General features: G+C 47.6%; 21 protein-coding genes and 1 pseudogene. 4 read left to right on the forward strand and 18 right to left on the reverse strand.

Annotation, left to right across the window (positions count from 1 at the left end; genetic code table 11):
* The 9 genes from AZ66_RS17250 to AZ66_RS17285 all read right to left on the reverse strand — a co-directional run.
* On the reverse strand, window positions 1–1,450 hold a 1,450-nt coding region (locus AZ66_RS17250), incomplete at its 3' end, for an O-antigen ligase family protein (protein WP_052648578.1).
* 104 nt (window positions 1,451–1,554) lie between these two features.
* On the reverse strand, window positions 1,555–2,994 hold the full coding sequence (locus AZ66_RS17255) for a hypothetical protein (RefSeq protein WP_044355962.1): 1,440 nt from the start codon (window positions 2,992–2,994) through the stop codon (window positions 1,555–1,557).
* Between the two features lie 76 nt (window positions 2,995–3,070).
* Entirely contained in the window at window positions 3,071–3,748 is a 678-nt protein-coding gene (locus AZ66_RS17260) for a PilZ domain-containing protein (RefSeq protein WP_021261578.1), read from the reverse strand.
* 484 nt (window positions 3,749–4,232) lie between these two features.
* Entirely contained in the window at window positions 4,233–5,435 is a 1,203-nt protein-coding gene (locus tag AZ66_RS17265; RefSeq protein WP_044355963.1) for a class I SAM-dependent methyltransferase, read from the reverse strand.
* Between the two features lie 13 nt (window positions 5,436–5,448).
* Window positions 5,449–6,216 carry a DUF6483 family protein gene (locus tag AZ66_RS17270; RefSeq protein ID WP_036620930.1) on the reverse strand — a complete coding sequence of 256 codons (768 nt, stop codon included), beginning with the start codon at window positions 6,214–6,216 and terminating at the stop codon, window positions 5,449–5,451.
* Between the two features lie 5 nt (window positions 6,217–6,221).
* Window positions 6,222–6,443, reverse strand: coding sequence for an SdpI family protein (locus tag AZ66_RS33820; protein ID WP_442950304.1), 222 nt, complete (start codon window positions 6,441–6,443; stop codon window positions 6,222–6,224).
* The gene (locus tag AZ66_RS17275) at window positions 6,353–6,892 is read right to left on the reverse strand and encodes a DUF1648 domain-containing protein (RefSeq protein ID WP_052648580.1); all 540 of its coding nucleotides are present in this window, start codon (window positions 6,890–6,892) and stop codon (window positions 6,353–6,355) included. The genes AZ66_RS33820 and AZ66_RS17275 overlap by 91 nt, the downstream gene beginning before the upstream one ends.
* Window positions 6,892–7,173 carry an autorepressor SdpR family transcription factor gene (locus AZ66_RS17280; protein ID WP_021261582.1) on the reverse strand — a complete coding sequence of 94 codons (282 nt, stop codon included), beginning with the start codon at window positions 7,171–7,173 and terminating at the stop codon, window positions 6,892–6,894. Before AZ66_RS17280 ends, AZ66_RS17275 begins: the two co-directional genes overlap by 1 nt.
* A 160-nt stretch (window positions 7,174–7,333) precedes the next feature.
* Entirely contained in the window at window positions 7,334–8,128 is a 795-nt protein-coding gene (locus AZ66_RS17285; protein WP_044355965.1) for an alpha/beta fold hydrolase, read from the reverse strand.
* A 256-nt stretch (window positions 8,129–8,384) separates the two neighbouring features.
* Between AZ66_RS17285 and AZ66_RS17290 the strand changes: the two genes are divergently transcribed.
* Window positions 8,385–8,636: a hypothetical protein gene (locus AZ66_RS17290; protein WP_044355966.1), complete on the forward strand. Its 252-nt coding sequence runs from the start codon at window positions 8,385–8,387 to the stop codon at window positions 8,634–8,636.
* Here AZ66_RS17290 and yyaC read toward each other — a convergent pair.
* The gene (yyaC, locus tag AZ66_RS17295; RefSeq protein WP_052648582.1) at window positions 8,601–9,158 is read right to left on the reverse strand and encodes a spore protease YyaC; all 558 of its coding nucleotides are present in this window, start codon (window positions 9,156–9,158) and stop codon (window positions 8,601–8,603) included. The two genes, AZ66_RS17290 and yyaC, sit on opposite strands and share 36 nt — an antisense overlap.
* Before the next feature lie 272 nt (window positions 9,159–9,430).
* Between yyaC and AZ66_RS17300 the strand changes: the two genes are divergently transcribed.
* Window positions 9,431–9,655 carry a DUF1128 family protein gene (locus AZ66_RS17300; protein ID WP_021255294.1) on the forward strand — a complete coding sequence of 75 codons (225 nt, stop codon included), beginning with the start codon at window positions 9,431–9,433 and terminating at the stop codon, window positions 9,653–9,655.
* Window positions 9,656–9,749: 94 nt separating this feature from the next.
* Here AZ66_RS17300 and AZ66_RS17305 read toward each other — a convergent pair whose 3' ends face one another.
* On the reverse strand, window positions 9,750–10,454 hold the full coding sequence (locus AZ66_RS17305; RefSeq protein ID WP_021261585.1) for a copper homeostasis protein CutC: 705 nt from the start codon (window positions 10,452–10,454) through the stop codon (window positions 9,750–9,752).
* A gap of 53 nt (window positions 10,455–10,507) precedes the next feature.
* Window positions 10,508–11,515 carry an asparaginase gene (locus AZ66_RS17310; RefSeq protein WP_021261586.1) on the reverse strand — a complete coding sequence of 336 codons (1,008 nt, stop codon included), beginning with the start codon at window positions 11,513–11,515 and terminating at the stop codon, window positions 10,508–10,510.
* Between the two features lie 155 nt (window positions 11,516–11,670).
* Here AZ66_RS17310 and AZ66_RS17315 point away from each other — a divergent pair, with 155 nt between their 5' ends.
* Complete coding sequence (locus tag AZ66_RS17315) at window positions 11,671–12,360, forward strand: phosphatase PAP2 family protein (RefSeq protein WP_231586919.1); 690 nt, start codon at window positions 11,671–11,673, stop codon at window positions 12,358–12,360.
* A 92-nt stretch (window positions 12,361–12,452) separates the two neighbouring features.
* Window positions 12,453–12,836 (forward strand): YtxH domain-containing protein, encoded by a 384-nt coding sequence (locus tag AZ66_RS17320; protein ID WP_044355968.1) that lies wholly within the window; start codon window positions 12,453–12,455, stop codon window positions 12,834–12,836.
* Between the two features lie 96 nt (window positions 12,837–12,932).
* Here AZ66_RS17320 and AZ66_RS17325 read toward each other — a convergent pair whose 3' ends face one another.
* The 6 genes and pseudogenes from AZ66_RS17325 to AZ66_RS17350 all read right to left on the reverse strand — a co-directional run.
* Complete coding sequence (locus tag AZ66_RS17325; RefSeq protein ID WP_028532007.1) at window positions 12,933–13,703, reverse strand: sigma-70 family RNA polymerase sigma factor; 771 nt, start codon at window positions 13,701–13,703, stop codon at window positions 12,933–12,935.
* Complete coding sequence (gene rsbW, locus AZ66_RS17330; RefSeq protein ID WP_044355969.1) at window positions 13,700–14,158, reverse strand: anti-sigma B factor RsbW; 459 nt, start codon at window positions 14,156–14,158, stop codon at window positions 13,700–13,702. The genes AZ66_RS17325 and rsbW overlap by 4 nt, the downstream gene beginning before the upstream one ends.
* A 33-nt stretch (window positions 14,159–14,191) precedes the next feature.
* On the reverse strand, window positions 14,192–14,512 hold the full coding sequence (locus AZ66_RS17335) for an STAS domain-containing protein (protein WP_021255301.1): 321 nt from the start codon (window positions 14,510–14,512) through the stop codon (window positions 14,192–14,194).
* Window positions 14,513–14,676: 164 nt separating this feature from the next.
* A pseudogene (locus AZ66_RS17340) lies at window positions 14,677–15,819 on the reverse strand (response regulator); the annotation flags it as partial.
* 11 nt (window positions 15,820–15,830) lie between these two features.
* The gene (locus tag AZ66_RS17345) at window positions 15,831–16,697 is read right to left on the reverse strand and encodes a CheR family methyltransferase (protein WP_044355972.1); all 867 of its coding nucleotides are present in this window, start codon (window positions 16,695–16,697) and stop codon (window positions 15,831–15,833) included.
* Window positions 16,698–16,745: 48 nt separating this feature from the next.
* Window positions 16,746–17,453 (reverse strand): response regulator (locus tag AZ66_RS17350; protein ID WP_044355973.1); only part of this gene is annotated, 708 nt, incomplete at its 5' end.

Below are 17,453 nucleotides of genomic sequence, written 5' to 3' on the forward strand. Positions count from 1 at the left end.
AGCGCATCCTTGGAGAGCCATGGTTGAGGCTCTCATCATACATACCCAGCGTTAGCAGCACTGCGAGCAGCAACGTCACTAGCCCATAGGACATATCGAAATCAATCAGACTATGTGCAAGCAGCATCGCTGCGGCCAATCCGAATCCGGCATGCCGACGCCATGCGAGCAGCAACGCTGCTAATACTAACCCTATTGCAGGCATTGTAAATACCAGCCCTACATCAAGCAGCATATCCAGCACGCTGCTGTGCACTTCCTTGCCAACATACGGCTCGCTCTGTATGCGTGCGAACTGCTGCCGCCATGAATCACCGCCTGCGCCGAACCAAGGATGTTCCTTCCACAGCGTAATTGCATCCTTATAGAACAATGTTCGCGCTCCTGCAGTAGCATAATGATCCGTAATCCGACTGCTTGCCCCTATAGGCAGCAAGTGGATGCCTGCTATCATTAGCGTTGGAAGTATGATGAGAATCAACCCATTTCGTAGCCAACGGTTCTTAGACAGACGCAGCATTAATCCGCTGAACAGTACTATTGAACCGATCCACGCCAACCAAACAGGCATCGGCAGCCACCCATCCCCACTCTGCCACATCGAGGCACTCCATGCGGCCGCTAGGAAAGACCATGCTCCGAACCACAAAAACGTCGTCACGTACTCCGCACGATACCCGCGAGCGCTCCAGATACCAACCAGCGATACAATACCGAACACGATCCAGGATCCCCTTGATTCGGTAAGACCAAGGACGACCAAATGGGGGGCAATCGGCACAGCCGCAAGCAGCCATTTGGTAGAGACAACCCGTACATGAACACTTACACTCCGTTGGCTTCGAGCTTTAGCCGCCGCACAGGCTGCGTCGTTCAAGTGCAGTAACGCAAATGCCCCGGCAAGTGCACCAAGCGTATTCGGGTATTGGACAACCCCACCTAATCGAAATCCAAACGCCGACAATTCTGAATTCTGACTCACCATCACACCTGATTCATTTGGTATCCATCCATAGAGCATGCCAAGAGCGCTGCCACTGATTAGGAATCCGACTAACATGATTGAACCTGTAATGAGCCGCTTAGCCTGTTTACCCCCTCTGTGCAGCATAATGGCGAGCAGTATAATCCAAGCTTGCAGCATCGCCGTTCTTAGGATTTGCATCTGTGTGCCATATACGGTTGCAGGCCCTAACACCCAGTTACTGAGATATCCGATGAGCAGGAGAAGCGGATACAAGAGCGGCAATGGAAGGACTGCATCCCATCTCCATGCGGCAAGCATACATACAGAAGCTGCGCAGAGCAGGATGGATAGCATTCCCACATCGCGATCATAGAACAGCCCCTGCTTCCATAATGCAACAAGAAGCACAGCGAAGATTATCCCGATTCCAACAAACAAAACAACAAAATTGCCATGCCCATCTTGTTGTAAATCCACCTTCATCTGTACTCCCCCTTCTTTCCCGATTCTACCAATTCTATATTTATTATGATGGACAATCAAAAAGAAGGCCAACCCTTAGGTTGACCTTCTGACGATACTGCTTGTTATTCTGCAAGAAGCGCCATCACGATCTTAGCGCGAACGAAATTATTGTCACCCTTCGTGAACAGCCATTGCTGGGCGTCCACAATCTGATAGGATGATTCGCCTCTTGCAGCAGCCAGCTCCTTCAATTCACGAATGACTTTCTCTTTGCCGGACAATTCAATCGCTCTCTCCAGCTTGACCGTCGTTCCATCGAACAGATAGAGACCATACTGTCCTTCATCTAATCCTTTAGATTGGCCCTTTTGTTGATCAATGATGAATGTAAGGCTACCCCCACTTGTAAGTTCTCCCTTACGAGCATTACCTGATGCAACCTTCTGTTCGAGCTCTGCATAGGAAGGTAGATACTGTTCAAATGGAACCATGTAATACTCACCGGAGCCAGCTGGCATCACTTCAAAGCCATTGTCTACTTCTGGATAGGTACCGGCAATGCCAACTTCGCGCGGCTTGCTGATGTACATGCTTAATGTTCCATGCGCAGGAATACCTTGTCGTTGATCATCCGCAGTAATCGTGATTTCCTCAATGCCCTCTGCGGAATCGGCTCTCGCACGCAACAACAGGTTATCCCCATTAATCTCGCATGAGACCAGGCCGTTTGCCGAGACTGCAGTATAGAATAATTCATCGTTGTCTAAATCCTCAAAATTCCGTGACAGCTTGATACTGGCTTCACCGCCAGGAATCAAATGCAGCGTTCGATCGAATTTATTTATCAGGCTGGGCGATCGATTGATTTTATAGTCCTTATAGTATGTAGCGGACATATCTTTACCGTTCGTATCTTTTATTGTTACTTTGAATACCCATCTAGTATCCACTGCGTTCTGAGCCACAGCGCTGAAAATATATCTTTTCTGATTAACAGGTGTTATATTATTGAATCCATTTCCAGAGCGAAGCTCGTTATAAGGTACCGGTAAGTTGGATCTCCAATCTACATTCTCAAATATATATTGGAAATCATTGATTTCAGAAGACCCCAGCTGCACATAACTTTCCTGTTCAGGCTCCCTAATCCGAGGAATACTATTTCCCTGTGATGGATCGACTACCGCAACGACAAACTTATGATGAAGTACCGTTCCATCCCCTTGGGTCCATTTGAACTCGACCGTGGTCGATCCTGGACTATGCGGCGTCACCACGTATTCTTCATTCGGTAAATCTACCTTTACTTCGGCAATTGCAGGATCAATGTTCACCACTTCCTGATACGTAACATTCGTAACAGATGGCTGGATTAACTCGGGCTTAATCTTCTGACGCCCTTCTTGATTCATTGCAACGTCTGTGAATACCTCAAATACCTTAGTCGGGTATCGATTATTTAGCCCAGCTGCTGACGTCGATGTTGGTAAGGCGCTTAATAGGAGCACGATGCCAAGACATCCGATTAATAAGTTCCTTACATGACGAGAAGCACGCTTCAAGCTGCTCCCTCCCTCCCTTTCTCTCCTACCATTTCTTTTCTATGCTAATTGTGAAGTACATTGCTATTTTAGCATGTTATGGCCGAGCTGTTATTGAATTTTTTGATTTGCGATCAATATGTGATTTAATCTGTTCCCGCATAATAAATGCACGCAGGGAACGTTGTGCAGGATCACTGGTTACCTGAAGCTTGGCTCCATAGAAGATATCGTCTTCCCGACTCGCCATACGAGCAATCGTTAAGCGGCAAGGAACAGCAAATCCAAGCTGCAATTCAGCCTCTAATTCGCTTCCTTCCACGAATGAAGAGTTCCCCTTAATGTTAAAACCGATCCCATTCAAACTAATATCTTCGATATGAATCGGTATTGGCGTCGGCGTAATTGCCATTCCTTCCGCTGGTCGTGGAGGCAATACATATCCATGTTTGCGCACCTCTATTCGCGGAAATAAGCGTTGATCTGTAAATTTACGCTGTTGATGCGGTGGATGAATAAGCAGCAACGATCCTTCATGCCGTGCCACAGCCTGAGTATGGAAATTAAATATGCCTACCGGCGAATATATGGTCACCTTCAGCGCCTCTCCAAGTTCAAACCGCTCGAATTCTGGCAGTTCTACCTCCATGACATCTCCTTCTACATAAGACAATACTCCCGTTGCAATGCAGTTGTCGCCCTCAAGCACTGTACGACTGTGCAAAAGCGACATTAACAAATGCTCTGGAGCATCCGTTACATAAGCTCCCGTCATTGACCGTTCAACCTCCTAGGTTCTTCGTTCGCAGTTTAGCCCCTTGCTCTGCTTCGTTTCACTATCCACGTTAATCTTGCTCTTGCTGTATGAAGATCGAGCCAGACGTAGGCGTCCTGCTTGTTCTATTGCAACAAACTCACTTTGCCCTGTTCTATAACCATGCGGCTCTAGATTCCTTTGATGGGCATTGATTTGTTACTGTTCTAGTTCCTGTTCCTGTTCCATACTACCTTCCTTTATATATCGTCTAGAAAGGAGGAAATTTGAAGAGAAGCATACTGCTGCATAGAGTGGCTCGACCAAGGAGTTCATGTATGTAGCTCACTAAAGAAGGAGCAGGGCCTACATTATGAGATGGAACGAAAGTTGCCCATATTCGTTGGATCATAACTAAGAACCAAGCCAATTTATGAGCCTGCCTATCTTCCTTCACATCAAAAAGAACCCTCTACACAACGGAGAGGGTTCTAGCCTTAGATACTTATACTGTACGCTTGCAGCCGCGAGCTTCCAGCAAATCCTCCAGGGCATGCTCCAAATACGGATCTGCATTCAAAAACTGTCTGAACGTCTCATACTCTTTCCACATTTGCGGGTCAGCCTTCTCTACCTGCCCAGCAGGTTCTTCACCGCGAACCGCACGAATCAAAATATTCTTGGGTGTATGCTCTATATCAATGAATTCGAGCAATTGTGTACGATATCCTACACAATCAAGCAGCTTTGCCCGCAGTCCATCCGTCGCCAGCGCACTGAAGCGTTCCTTCAATATGCCATGTCTCAACAAGGGCTCCAGCACGCTCTGCTCCACCTGACGATTCAATTCATGCTGGCAGCATGGAACCGACAAGATAACTTGGGCTCCCCACCGTACAGCCTTATTTAGCGCCGCATCTGTCGCAGTATCACAAGCGTGCAGCGTCACCACCATATCGACCTCATCGGCACCTTCATATTGGGCGATATCCCCCATTTGGAAGGAGAGTCCGTCATAGTCAAGGCGCCTAGCAAGCGCCTCGCACCGTTCGATGACGTCCCGCTTCAAGTCCAACCCTACAATGTGAACCGGAAGCTTGGATTCTACATGCAGAAAATGATACAGTGCGAACGTCAAATACGATTTGCCACAGCCAAAATCAATAATGCGAACCGTACGATTGCTCGGCAGATGCGGCAGCACATCCGCCACCATTTCGAGGAAGCGATTGATTTGGCGGAACTTATCATATTTCGCTGCAATCACATTTCCTTCCTTGCCCATGATGCCCAGTTCAACCAAGAATGGAACCGGAACTCCCTCGTTCAACACATATTGCTTCTTGCGGTTATGTGACACTTCAACCTTGCGCACAACTGCCGCTTGCTTGCGAATCGTTACCTTGAATTTCTTGCTGATCAACACTTGGTAATCGCCCTCTGTTGTCCGCAACAGTCCCTGCTTGAATGTACTCTCGAATAAAGACATCACCTTTGCAGCCGCTTCTGTTAACGGGACATTATCATGCGTCACCTTATTATCATAATGATACTCGAACTGGATCTGAATCTGCCCGCGCAACTGCACCGGCTTGAGCAGCACCTTGGTGTAGCCCTCCTCAGGCTTGCGACGCAGTTGGCTAAGCACTGCACTGCTTAAGATCTGTTCAGTTATCACTCGTTCAACTAACTCTGTTAATTGTTCCATCTGCTTATAACTCCTACTGTTCCATTTGCCATGCTGTACTCTTACTTACGTCTTCCTTGCCCGAGATGACCTCATCTCGACTTAATCCGCCTTCTAGTAGCACCTCATCCGACATTGCATCGATTCGCTCATAGAACTTCATCGCCTGCGTACATCGCCTTGCCGCCTGCTCAGGATGATGCCGCTCTGCATTATTCAACCACTCGAACAAAGAGTCCTCTGCTTCAGCTAGACGACCCTCCTTCTCAAACCAGCGCCACATCTTCTCCCTCAAGCGATCATCAATATGATAGCCTTTGATTACCTGATATATCGCTTCCATCGAGTCTTGAACCGGAAGCAGCCTCCGATCACTACCTTGCGAGGTCGCTTCCAGCAAAAGCTCGTACGACTTCATCAATCGTAGAATATATATTGTCTCGTCATTGTCAGTTCCCATCATGCTCTCACCATATCGCGGCACTTCCGAAGCGGCAAATGGCGACGACTCATTATCATGCCTGCTTCGTTCCCATTCCAACTTAGCCCGCTCATACAGAACAATCGCCAATGCTTGAATCTCATCTGCATGCAGCCGCTCTCCCGTCCGAAACAGTCGTATGATGTCCTCTGCCGGAAGCTTGTCAGCAAGCTCCCCGCTAATCCGGAAACGGCGCTGCAACAATTCATCCCACTCGACAATCAGTTGCTCACGCTTCTTCTTTTCCTTTAGTCCAAGCGCTTGACCAAACATACGAGTCATCTCTTCAATTAACCGGAGTAAATAATCACGTTGGTGCATCACCATCACCTCGGCCGTATTTTAGATTGAAAGACAAGGTAGGAATAAATCATTGGGACAAAGACCGATACCGCTATTACAAGTAAACCGATATATCCACCCCAGTGGAGGGGCAGCAGCCAAGCTCCAGCACATGCTAATAAACCCGATATAAGCCACACCTTGCCGGCCAGACGATGCGTTTTGCGCCATACTTGTTCGTCTGCAAGCGTCCACGGCGTACGGATACCGAAAAATAGTTGAACCGCACACGTCCAAACATGTTGCCAAGGAACATCCACAACAATCCGAGCGCAGTTAAAATCAAAGATTGCACCGGAAACCCGTTAATTAGATGATAGCCGATCACGACGCCGAATATAGCTTGCAGGAACACAGACAAAGCCCAGCCGAACCGTATGTATGTGGATTCGAATTTCTTGTAATTGTGCTGCTGCGGATCTGCACGTCGAACGAACGGCATACATATGGGGATCAGTATTAAGATAGCAGAGAAGATGATAAATACTATCGTCTTCTCCATTGTCCCGTCAGGAGCGCCATAGTAGTTGAAATGGGATACAATCCTCTCTGGAAGCTTCGGATATGCCAGCCACATCAGTCCAGCTACAATCACATTGTACACAAACAATACATGAAATGCCCTTCTCTCTAGACTGTGATCCAGTAGTTTCATTAATCATCCCTCCCTCGCATACCCTGGTATGAAATGATATCAAGAAACCAGCCGAGAGCCTCCTGCAATACGGTTGTATTGAGTGAGTACCATATATGCTGGCCTCGCCGCTCATCAAGAATGAGCTTCGCTTGCTTCAACCCATTCAGATGATGAGAGATGCTTGGCTTCGTCATATTAAAGTGATCGGCGATGTCTCCTGCCGTCATATCCTTATCCTTCAACAAGGTTATAATCTGTCGCCTGGTCGGATCTGCAAGTGCTTTAAACGCCTCATTCATGTCAAAGCCTCGCTTCTTGTACATAATATTCGGATTCAGACATCCAAAAAGTAAGTCAAGTATAGCGAAAAAGGGGAGCTTCCTCAAGTGAAGTTCCCCTAAACGCGGTGCATCCATAGTATCTATGTCCCTCAATACATCTGAACACCTCTAATGCCTCTTATTGAAATATATTGGCTAAATAGGTGAGCAGTTCATCCGCAAGTGACGCTGGCGTCTCCATCATACTCATATGACCCGCCTTGTCTATTGTAACCTGCGAAACATTGTCCCCGCTCGCCGTAAAGGCTTTATCTGCTGTCACAATCTGATCGTGCTCTCCCGCTACTAACAGCACGGGTAACTCAGTTGCTTGCAATACCGAAGTCCGATCAGGTCGCTCTCTCATTGCAAGCGCTGCTCCAGCAGCTCCTTGCGGCGGTGTGCAATATCCAATCTCCTTCGCCCTGCTCACCTGCAAGGCATGCTCTTCAAGATGCTGTGGCGCGAACAGCTTCGGGATTAATCCGTCCACAACAGGAACGATACCTTGCGATTGCAGCTTCTCGACAACGGCCAAGCGATTCTGCTTGCCCTCTTCGGTATCCGGCAAGCTCGTAGAATGGATCAGCCCGAACCCTTGCAAGCGGCTGCTATAGCGCTGAGCGAACGACAGCGCAATATATCCACCAAGGGAGTGACCAAGCAGTACAAATTGCGATAGTTCGAGCTTATCGGCAAGCGCAAGCACATCGTCAGCCATTTGTTCAATGGTATATGCGCCTACTGGTGAATCTGACTTGCCATGACCTCGCAAATCTGGAGCAATGACGCGATAGTTCTGCGCCAGCATCGGCATTATCGCTTCCCAATATTTCGAACTTCCACAATAGCCATGAAGCAATATGACAGCAGGGCCTTGTCCTTGCTGTTCTACATTCATCGTAAAGTTAGCATCCACCTGTATTCTTGTCATCGCTCATCCCTCTCTCCTTCTGGTACGTTCTCAAATTCGCAAGCCTTCATTTTATGCAGAACCTGCCGAAATATGCACCTTTAATTACCATTACACAAAATTTTCAAAAAAGCTTGTCCAAAGCATTCTTTCATTCCAAAAACATCCATACATATATAGTATATTACACTACCCATAAATGCCTGAATCAGCAGCCAACTCCAAGCATTACCCGTACCAGTGATCTGCGATTTCGAATAGAGGGGGGGTGAACAATATGCAAGGGTTCGAACTTTTCTTTGCCACGAGTGCATTTATTCTCGGGTTAGTTCAGCTCATCATCAAGCTGACGGACCGGGAAAGTAAAAATGATCCGTTCCCCGAGAACGGATCGGTACAGCTTAACACGCACATCTGTATGAACCCGAATGATGGAGGCGGAGGGCGATCCGGCTCCATCTTTTTTTGGCCCACGACATCATTTGTATGGAGGTTATTCGGTATTTATGCTTGGCTCGGGAAGAAATGATTCGATGATAGCAGCCGCTATTTCGTCCGCCATCTTCATGACGTGATGCAAGGAAGTCGTCTGCAATGTCCAATACGGCTTCGGGCCATTCACATTCACGACACAAGCAATGCTGTATTGACCCACTGCCGGCATAGCTAAGCCGACCGATTCTGCTGGCTGTAAGGAGGAGTGGCTGACCAGATATTGTCCCACGGAGCCTGGATGTCCGAGGCAAGCATCGATTGCAACCGTCACAACATTATCCCGCAGCGCAGATAACCGGGATTGCAAATTCGTGGCATCACATGGCTCTTCCATCGTCCCTACCACCTGCAATCCACGCTGCGCAAGTCGGGTGCCAACCAAGGGTCCAAGCGCATCTCCTGTGGATCGGTCGGTACCGATGCAGACGAACATAACGTCCTGACCTTGATGCTTGTCTGCGACTTGCCGCAACCAATCTTGGAGACGATCTATCGTGCAGCGCGTTCTCTGGCCGCACTGTTCGTATACCTTATTCATATTGCCGTTGACTTGCATGGGCGGAGAGCTCCTTCTGTTCTTTGTACTTCTTGATCAATCCTACTTCAAAAATCATTCTGCTTCATAATTCATTCTGCTACATGATTCACATTCTACTGTACAATTCCATTGATGCCAAGCAATGCACAATAAGGAAGGAAGCATAAGAAATGCCCTCAGAGACGAACTTTGAATTACGCGAGGATATCGTTTTGTTTCCACTGCTTTCGTGATACAATACGGACATGTTGAATAGGACGTTATCGCAATAGCGTCTAAGGAGGAGAACCATGGTTTCCAATGAAAGAACGCAAGCCAATGTAGAAATGATGATTGATGTGATCAAGGATAAATTAAAGATGGCTACGGCAGCAGCGATGCAGTCCTCTGCGTTCTCCGTAGAGCAATATGACGACATCAAGGATATTTACGATATCATTATGAGCAAGCCTGCTTTCAGCATCAGTGAAGTAGAGGCGATTGTCTCTGAGCTCGGCAAATTACGCCGTTCCTAACACTTTGTCGTATCGCATCACCAGTTGCAGACCAAACGAAAAATAGCTCCTAGCGCACAGTGCATAAGCAAAGCGGCTCGGGAGCTATTTTTATTTATAACGTAATTGTATTGAGCGACGACCGTAAAGCCCGCAGACGTTCAGGGTCAATTGGTGCTAGGGCATGACCGCCTATGCGTACATTCGATCCAAAATGAACCTGCTTCACTCCTGCTTCCCTTGCGAAATCAACTACCGTCTCCGCGGTCAGGCCACTGCCAGCCAAAATCCCCAGATTCGAGCCAGCAGCCTGCCGCACCATGGACTGGATACACGCAAGGCCTTGCAGAGCGCTTGGCTGACCGCCCGATGTCAGTACAGTAGTCACCTGTGGGTAAGCAAGCAGAACATCCAAGGCTTGAAGCAGGTCGGCAGACTTATCGATCGCACGATGGAAGGTCAGCGGCAAATCGCCGGCTGCCTCCAGCACTCTCTCAAGCAGATCAACGTCTACCTTCCCTTCCGGTGTAAGCGCGCCAAAAACAATAGCATTAGCTCCAGTTTCACGTAACAAGCGAGTATCGCGCACAATTGTTGCTCGATCATCCGCATCATACACGAATGAACGGCTATGCGGCCGTACCATCACATTAACCGGAATACTTACGGAAGCTATAGCCTCTTCAACGAGCCCGAGACTAGGGGTTAGTCCCCCTTCTGAAAATGCAGTAATCAGTTCAATGCGATCTGCTCCATGCAGCGCTGCTTCCTTCACCTCTTGCACTGTCGTACCGATAACCTCTAAGAGTATGGGATTCATTAGCTCACCTCTTCTATGATGTCATACTACAACGAAATTGCGCGTCATACCGCTCACTTCAATGCCTGAAGCTGAAATACCGTCTTCTGTTCGCCGACCACACGGCCATTGTCGTTCTGAATCGTACCTGGGAATACGTGACGAATACGCTCAATTGTCGACTTCTCCTCATAACCAATCTGATCGAGAATTGATGCAACAATATGTGCCCATTCCTCATCTGAGCCATCCGCTACCTTGAAGGCGAAGCCCAGACCTTCACGACGAAGTCCGAAGGCAAATATCCCTTTGAAGCCGCCCTTGGCTATGATGTTCTTATCCTCCATCAACAGCGAGTCAACCCGATTCGTACCGCCAACTAATAATGGATGCTCCTGCATTGCATTGCGAATGCGCTCTGCAGCCTGGCGAGTCGGTTCATCCTTAATAAGCTCTGGGCAGGCGATCTTCACATACGCCGTTGCGAGTCCTTGAAGCGGAAGTGCATACACAGGGAAGCCGCAGCCATCCGTACCTGCATGCATCTGTTCCGGGGCAACACCTGCCATCTCGCCGATTGTACGTGTAATCTCTTGCTGTGCGGGATGTTCAGGTTCCGCATAAGTCGCCAGATCCCAGCCCATCATATGGCTCCATGCAAGGACGCCGAAATGCTTGCCAGCACAATTATGATACGCTCTCCGGCGTTCTCCTCCATCGCGCAAATACTGCTCTTTCACTTCTTCGTTCAATGGAAAAGAGGGCGAGCAAATCAAATAATTCTCTTCAAGTCCCGCACACTGCATAATGTGTTCCATCGTATCAATATGAACGGATTCTCCTCGATGAGACGCTGTCATCAACGCTAAATCTCGAGTTTGCAGCCCATAATGCTCAAGTGTCCCACTGCGAACAACAGGGATCGCTTGCAGTGGCTTGCCTGCCGAACGCAGGAACATCGGTGAATGTATATCTCCAAGCGCATATTGAGGCTGCAGATGGCGATCGACACCACAGATTGCACCGCGATGCTCGCACTCCAGCCAGCCGTTACGTGTTTCCTCCACTAGACGTTCATTCATGTTCGTCTCCCTTTCATTTCTTCCAGTTGCAACAAAGCATGGAAATATGTTATTGATATTACATATTTACCTTTTGTCCATAATTCGTGCTTCAAGAATCATCATCGGACATCCTGTAATGTAAACATACACCTAAAGGAGAAGTGTTGACAACTGTGAAACAACAATATCGGGGCGTTACGCCAGAAGCAAAACGCAAGTTCGCACTAAATCTTCTGGGGGGAGCTGCCGCGACACTTATCTTGGCTATCGTTTTCTTTTTTATCACTAGAAGTGTTCTTCTGAATCAAACGACTGACTTCGATCGCTACGTAACGGATACGGTTCGCCAAGCAGCTTCCCCTACCTTAACAACTGTCGTCACATGGATCACCCATATCGGATCTAGCCGTGTCGTTGTACCGTTGGCTGGCATACTTATTGTACTCCTTGCCTTTGTATACAAGCGTAGATGGGACGCAATGAGCCTGCTGACTGTCTCACTAGGAGGCGCCCTTGTCAATGAAGGCCTGAAGATCTGCTTCCAGCGGGCAAGACCAGACTGGGAACACTGGGTCGTTGAACATGGCTACAGCTTTCCAAGTGGTCACTCCATGGTTAGTACTGCCTTCTTCGGCATGATTGGATATTTAATATGGGTTCACTTGAAGGAACAGGGTAAGCCTGCCGGATATGTGCTTGTGCTTACGGCATTACTTATTGTATGCATTGGGCTTAGCCGCATTTATTTGGGTGTTCATTACGTAACCGATGTGCTGGGCGGATACACAGCAGGTGCAATCTGGCTTCTGTTTACCATCATGGCGATGCAGTGGCTGAGAGACCGCAAGAGAAGCGCTCGATAGGTGCAAATAATGGGGGGCCTCTGTTTCAAACCTCCTAAAATTGTGTAATCCTCTAGTAAGACATTCGACTACACACAAAAGGAGAGGTTAGTATGAGTCAAAACACAGAATGTAATAACACAAAAATGGATTGCAACACATTTGTAAAGGGACTTCTCATCGGGGGCGCGATAGGAGCGGCGGCAGCTCTGCTGCTTGCACCGAAATCCGGGCGCGAGCTGCGCTCAGATATAAGCGATAAGGCACAGCAAGTAGGTGGCAAAACAAAAGAACTAGCAACGGATCTCGGATCCCGCACAGCAGAAACCGTAAAAACAGTTGGATCAAAAGCGGGTGCAGTCGTTAGCAGCGTGAAAGAAGCGTCTAAGGAGTTCGCTGCAACCGTAAAGGAAGCAACAACCAACACTGCAAATCAGTTGAAGGAAGCATCTGCAGACGTAGCAGAGGAAATTGCGGACGAGTTGAAGAAGGAATAGTGAACGGTGTCTAATCTTTCATGAGAATTGCATCCATATATCATAGCAGGCACAAAATGAAGATGCTGTCTATACAGACTAGCATCTTCATTTTTTCTACGAAGAATTATTCGATGTCAATATATTCTTAAGTTTCTCCGTTGCCCGTCGCTGGATGCGCGATACGCTCATTTGGGAAATGCCGAGACGATCCGCAGCCGAACGCTGTGATAATCCCTCATTAAATATAAGTGCCAATACATTTTGTTCTTCCGGCTTGAGTTCCTTCATAGCCTCCATCAGATCCATCTTGCGTTCCACCGATTCATAATCGTCGGCTTCAGAGCGAATCAGCTCTCCCAATGTCGCAGCACTCTCATCCTGCGATAATGGGGTATCTAAGGAGACGTAATGATAGCACTCTCGACCGGCTAGAACTTCGACAGTTTCTTCGACGGACAATTCCAACTTCTCCGCAATCTCATTCACATTAGGCGATCGCTCAAGCTTCATTGTCAGCTCATCAATGGTCTGCTGTACGAGCGCACCTTTTTCCTTAATCCGGCGTGGAACTTGTATATACCATGACTTGTCCCGCAAGAAGTTCTTCATATGCCCAATCATACTTTTCATCGCATAAGCTTCGAACGGAACACCTAACGAACTATCGAATTGCTTCAATAAGCGGATCAATGCCATATTGCCGACCTGCATCAAATCTTCATACAAGTCCGGACGGTTGCGTGAAATCTTACCTGCGGCCATCTTGACCATGGGATCGTATCTCTGAATGAGGATCGTTGCAATCTCATTATCGTTTGTAGCTTGATATTCATGTATGAGCCGTGTTGCTTCCTCGGATGAATGTTGTTGAGGGACAGCACTCATAGAAGTTCCCCGCTTTGCTGCAGGCGCTTCTTCATCTTCACAACGGTGCCGTGACCATCGACGCTCATCACTTCAACCTCATCCATCAACGCCTGCATTAAATAAAATCCAAGACCACCGGCCTGAATATCTTCAAGCTGCTTGTCATGCAAGCCTTCCACCCCACTGATCTTGCTTGCTGCATCAAAGCTCGCTCCCTCATCCTGTACAATGATCCCAATCTCATCCTCAGCAACCTCAAACAGTACTTCAACGACTCCGTCCTGCGAATCATATGCATACAGCACCGCATTATTGCAAGCTTCCGAAATCGCTACCTTCATATCTTCTATCTCCTCATAGGAGAATCCGATCCGACTTGCGATACCATACAAAGTCAACCGTGCCAACTCCACATATTCGGCTTGTGCCGGCAATGATAACTTAACGCGCTTCCATTCTCTTGCGTGCTCCATAATCCTGATTCAGTCCCTTTCATCGTTCATTTGTTAGGCTTGTGGGGTCAGAAATTTCGAAATACCTGTCATATCAAATAGTTTTTGGACATGTGTCGGTACATTTACAATACGGAAAGCTGACTTCTGCTCATGACGCATCTTCAATATCGAGATCAAGATTCCAATCCCTGTGCTATCAATATACGTCAGCTCTTTTAGGTCTAAGGTAAGCTCTGTGTTCGCATCGTTCACAATCGGTTCCATCGTGGAACGAAACTCTTTCGCTGCTGCCAAATCCAAGTCTCCACAAGTCTGGACAATTACTTGTCCCTCTTGCTGTACCGTCTTAACTGCAAACTTTTTTCCGTTCATCATGTTCCTCTCCTATACATAGGTAACTTGTTAAATGTACTTTATTGGTAAATAACCTTCTTCATCTAAATCGAAACAATAGGAAAAGAATGCGGCGGCTACTCGCCGCATTCCTTCAACCATACGTCAAATATAAATAAGGCCCCTTCTGGTACCGGTATGGCACGAATATCCCCGTCCATCAATTGGACAAGCGACTTGCAAATGGCAAGCCCCAATCCACTTCCGCCATACTTGCGGTTCATAGAAGAGTCAAGCTGTGCGAATGGCTGGAACAGCCCTTCCATCTTATCGACCGGAATACCGATTCCTGTATCTCGAACATCGAACTGAACATGGAACTTATCGCCTTCCCCGGTGCGCTTCGTTTCGATGATGGACACATAAATGCTGACATTCCCACGATTCGTAAATTTGACTGCATTTCCTACGAGATTAATAAGGATCTGTCTAACGCGCAGCATATCTCCATACAATAACGCTGGCACATCCTCATCCATTGAATACGACAAGGTCAGATCCCGCTTATTCGCCTCGACCATGAACAGCTCATAGACTTCTGTAATGAGCGAGTTCGTATCGAACGGAAATTCTTCTAATTCCAACTTACCTGATTCCATCTTGGTGAAATCAAGAATATTATTAATCGTCCTGATCAGTGTATCGGCACTCTTGCGGATCAACTCCGCATAGTTCGATTGCTCACCCGTCAGCTCAGTGTCGAGCAGCAGATCAACCATTCCGAGCACCCCGTTCATCGGCGTTCGGATCTCATGGCTCATCATTGCTAAAAACTGTGTTCTAGCAAGTGCCGCGCGTTCCGCTGCTTCCTTAGCAGCTGCAAGCTCACTATTCATGCGCTCAAGTTCCTTCGTCTTCTGATGTAGAAGCATCTTCTGCGCCTGCAGTCGCTTCTGTGCCAGAAATATACCAACGAAGCTATGAATCTTCGACTTCAAAATATGAGGGACGAATGGCTTGACCATATAGTCAACCCCGCCCGCTGAGTATCCAGCAAATAAATGCTCGGTTTCCTTATAGTTCGCGGATACGAATATTATCGGAATATTCTTCGTCTTCTCGCGAGCCTTAATCCATTTGGCCGTCTCGATCCCATCCATGCCTGGCATTTGAACATCCAGCACAATAACGGCGAATTCTTCTTTCATCAAGTGGCGCAAAGCTTCCTCGCCTGAAGTAGCCTTGACCAAGCGATAGCTTTCCTCGGACAACACGGCCTCGAGTGCAAGTAAATTCTCGCGCCTATCGTCAACGAGCAAAATATTGATTGGTTCCAAGGTGTTCACAATTGTGCCTCCTATCGTATTTTACGATAAATCTTCTCGTTACGATCAATCTCCTCGTATTGAGATTCTCTCCCTGTAAAATGCAAGGATTCCTTGCCTCCGACAATAAGCACACCTAGTGGCGCCAAGCTCTCATAGAAAAGATCATGAACCCGGTTGCGCAGCGGCTCATTAAAATAAATCATTACATTGCGGCATAGGATGACGTTAAACTCATTGAAGGATCGATCCGTTGCCAGGTTATGTTCAGCAAAAATTACATTTTTACGCAAGTAAGGATGGATGACAACGCCCTCTCCAGAAGCCGTATAATATTCGGAGAAAGAGCTTGTCCCGCCCGCCTCCAAATAATTTTTGGTGTATGTGCGCATTTTGTCCATCGGGCATACGCCTTCTTTGGCTTTCTGCAGCGATAGCGGATTCATATCGGTTGCATATAGCCTGGTCTTCTCATACAGCCCTTCCTCATGAAGCAGTATCGCCATGGAGTATACTTCCTCTCCTGTCGAGCAACCTGCATGCCATATCCGAATATACGGATACGTACGCAGCATAGGAACGACCTGTTGACGAAATGCCAAGAACATGGAGGGATCTCGGAACATTTCAGTAACGGGGATCGACAGGCTGCGGACAAAACGCTGCAAGCAATCCCGGTTATAGAGTATTCGGCCCTGCAGCTCGGAAATCGTGTCTACCTTTTCCTCATGCACTTGATGCCAAATTCGCCGTTTGAGCGAAGGATACGCATAGTCCCGGAAATCATACCCATAAACTCGATAAACCCCTTCTAACAGCAATTCAATCTCAATGCGTTCTCGGTCCGAATCCTTGGGCCTTCTTCTCTCATCATGTAAACCGAGCCCGTTCCCGTTCATATCTTATCCTTGCTCCTTCATTCATCATGTCAACATATTGCTTACTTGTTATTTATATAACCATACTCGCATCAATGAAAGCAGTTGTTCCGTCTGAAATGGCTTGCTGACATAATCTGACGCTCCTGCCTCAATGCACTTATTGCGATCTTCTTTCATCGCCTTCGCCGTCAGTGCTATGATCGGCAGCTTCTCGAATCGAGGCTGTTCGCGAATGCGGCGCATCGCTTCATAGCCATCCATTTCCGGCATCATCATATCCATGAGAATGAGGTCGAAATTCTCTTCCCCATCCAATGCTTCAAGTGCTTCGCGTCCATTTTCAGCATACACGATATTCATTTCATACTGTTCTAGCACGCTTGATAGCGCAAATACATTGCGCACATCATCATCGACGAGCAGTACCCGCTTGCCTGACAGCAGCATGTCACTTGGCCCCTGGCTTTCTTTTTCATCGCTTGGCTGAACTTCTTCCGAACGCTTCAAGAGAATCATCGTTTCTTGCAGCAGACGTTCAGGAGACTTCACATCCTTAATAATGATGCTCTGTGCGCGCTTTTTCAGTTCCGTCTCTTCCTTCGCATCCAGCAGTTTGCCAGTGTATACAATGATCGGGATACGACGGATTCGGGAATGGTGACTAATCTCATCCATTAATTCAAATCCTGTCATATCAGGAAGCAGCAAATCCAGCACCATGCCGTCGAACTTCTCTTCCCCGAGTACCTTGAGTGCTTCCGCCCCGGTTGAGAC

Origin of the sequence: Paenibacillus sp. E194, from assembly GCF_000935845.1 — a bacterium.
Classification (GTDB): Bacteria; Bacillota; Bacilli; order Paenibacillales; family Paenibacillaceae; genus Paenibacillus_B; species Paenibacillus_B alvei_B.

Bases quoted from the DNA above. Each gene is read 5' to 3' on its own strand.
- AZ66_RS17345 (WP_044355972.1), bottom strand. From the start codon at position 16,697: ATGAACGGGAACGGGCTCGGTTTACATGATGAGAGAAGAAGGCCCAAG.
- rsbW (WP_044355969.1), bottom strand. From the start codon at position 14,158: ATGGAGCACGCAAGAGAATGGAAGCGCGTTAAGTTATCATTGCCGGCA.
- AZ66_RS17270 (WP_036620930.1), bottom strand. From the start codon at position 6,216: ATGCACCAACGTGATTATTTACTCCGGTTAATTGAAGAGATGACTCGT.
- AZ66_RS17265 (WP_044355963.1), bottom strand. From the start codon at position 5,435: ATGGAACAATTAACAGAGTTAGTTGAACGAGTGATAACTGAACAGATC.
- yyaC (WP_052648582.1), bottom strand. From the start codon at position 9,158: ATGCAAGTCAACGGCAATATGAATAAGGTATACGAACAGTGCGGCCAG.
- AZ66_RS17305 (WP_021261585.1), bottom strand. From the start codon at position 10,454: ATGAATCCCATACTCTTAGAGGTTATCGGTACGACAGTGCAAGAGGTG.
- AZ66_RS17320 (WP_044355968.1), top strand. From the start codon at position 12,453: ATGAGTCAAAACACAGAATGTAATAACACAAAAATGGATTGCAACACA.
- AZ66_RS17290 (WP_044355966.1), top strand. From the start codon at position 8,385: ATGCAAGGGTTCGAACTTTTCTTTGCCACGAGTGCATTTATTCTCGGG.
- AZ66_RS17300 (WP_021255294.1), top strand. From the start codon at position 9,431: ATGGTTTCCAATGAAAGAACGCAAGCCAATGTAGAAATGATGATTGAT.
- AZ66_RS17310 (WP_021261586.1), bottom strand. From the start codon at position 11,515: ATGAATGAACGTCTAGTGGAGGAAACACGTAACGGCTGGCTGGAGTGC.
- AZ66_RS17260 (WP_021261578.1), bottom strand. From the start codon at position 3,748: ATGACGGGAGCTTATGTAACGGATGCTCCAGAGCATTTGTTAATGTCG.
- AZ66_RS17280 (WP_021261582.1), bottom strand. From the start codon at position 7,173: ATGAATGAGGCGTTTAAAGCACTTGCAGATCCGACCAGGCGACAGATT.
- AZ66_RS17335 (WP_021255301.1), bottom strand. From the start codon at position 14,512: ATGAACGGAAAAAAGTTTGCAGTTAAGACGGTACAGCAAGAGGGACAA.
- AZ66_RS17285 (WP_044355965.1), bottom strand. From the start codon at position 8,128: ATGACAAGAATACAGGTGGATGCTAACTTTACGATGAATGTAGAACAG.
- AZ66_RS17325 (WP_028532007.1), bottom strand. From the start codon at position 13,703: ATGAGTGCTGTCCCTCAACAACATTCATCCGAGGAAGCAACACGGCTC.
- AZ66_RS17275 (WP_052648580.1), bottom strand. From the start codon at position 6,892: ATGAAACTACTGGATCACAGTCTAGAGAGAAGGGCATTTCATGTATTG.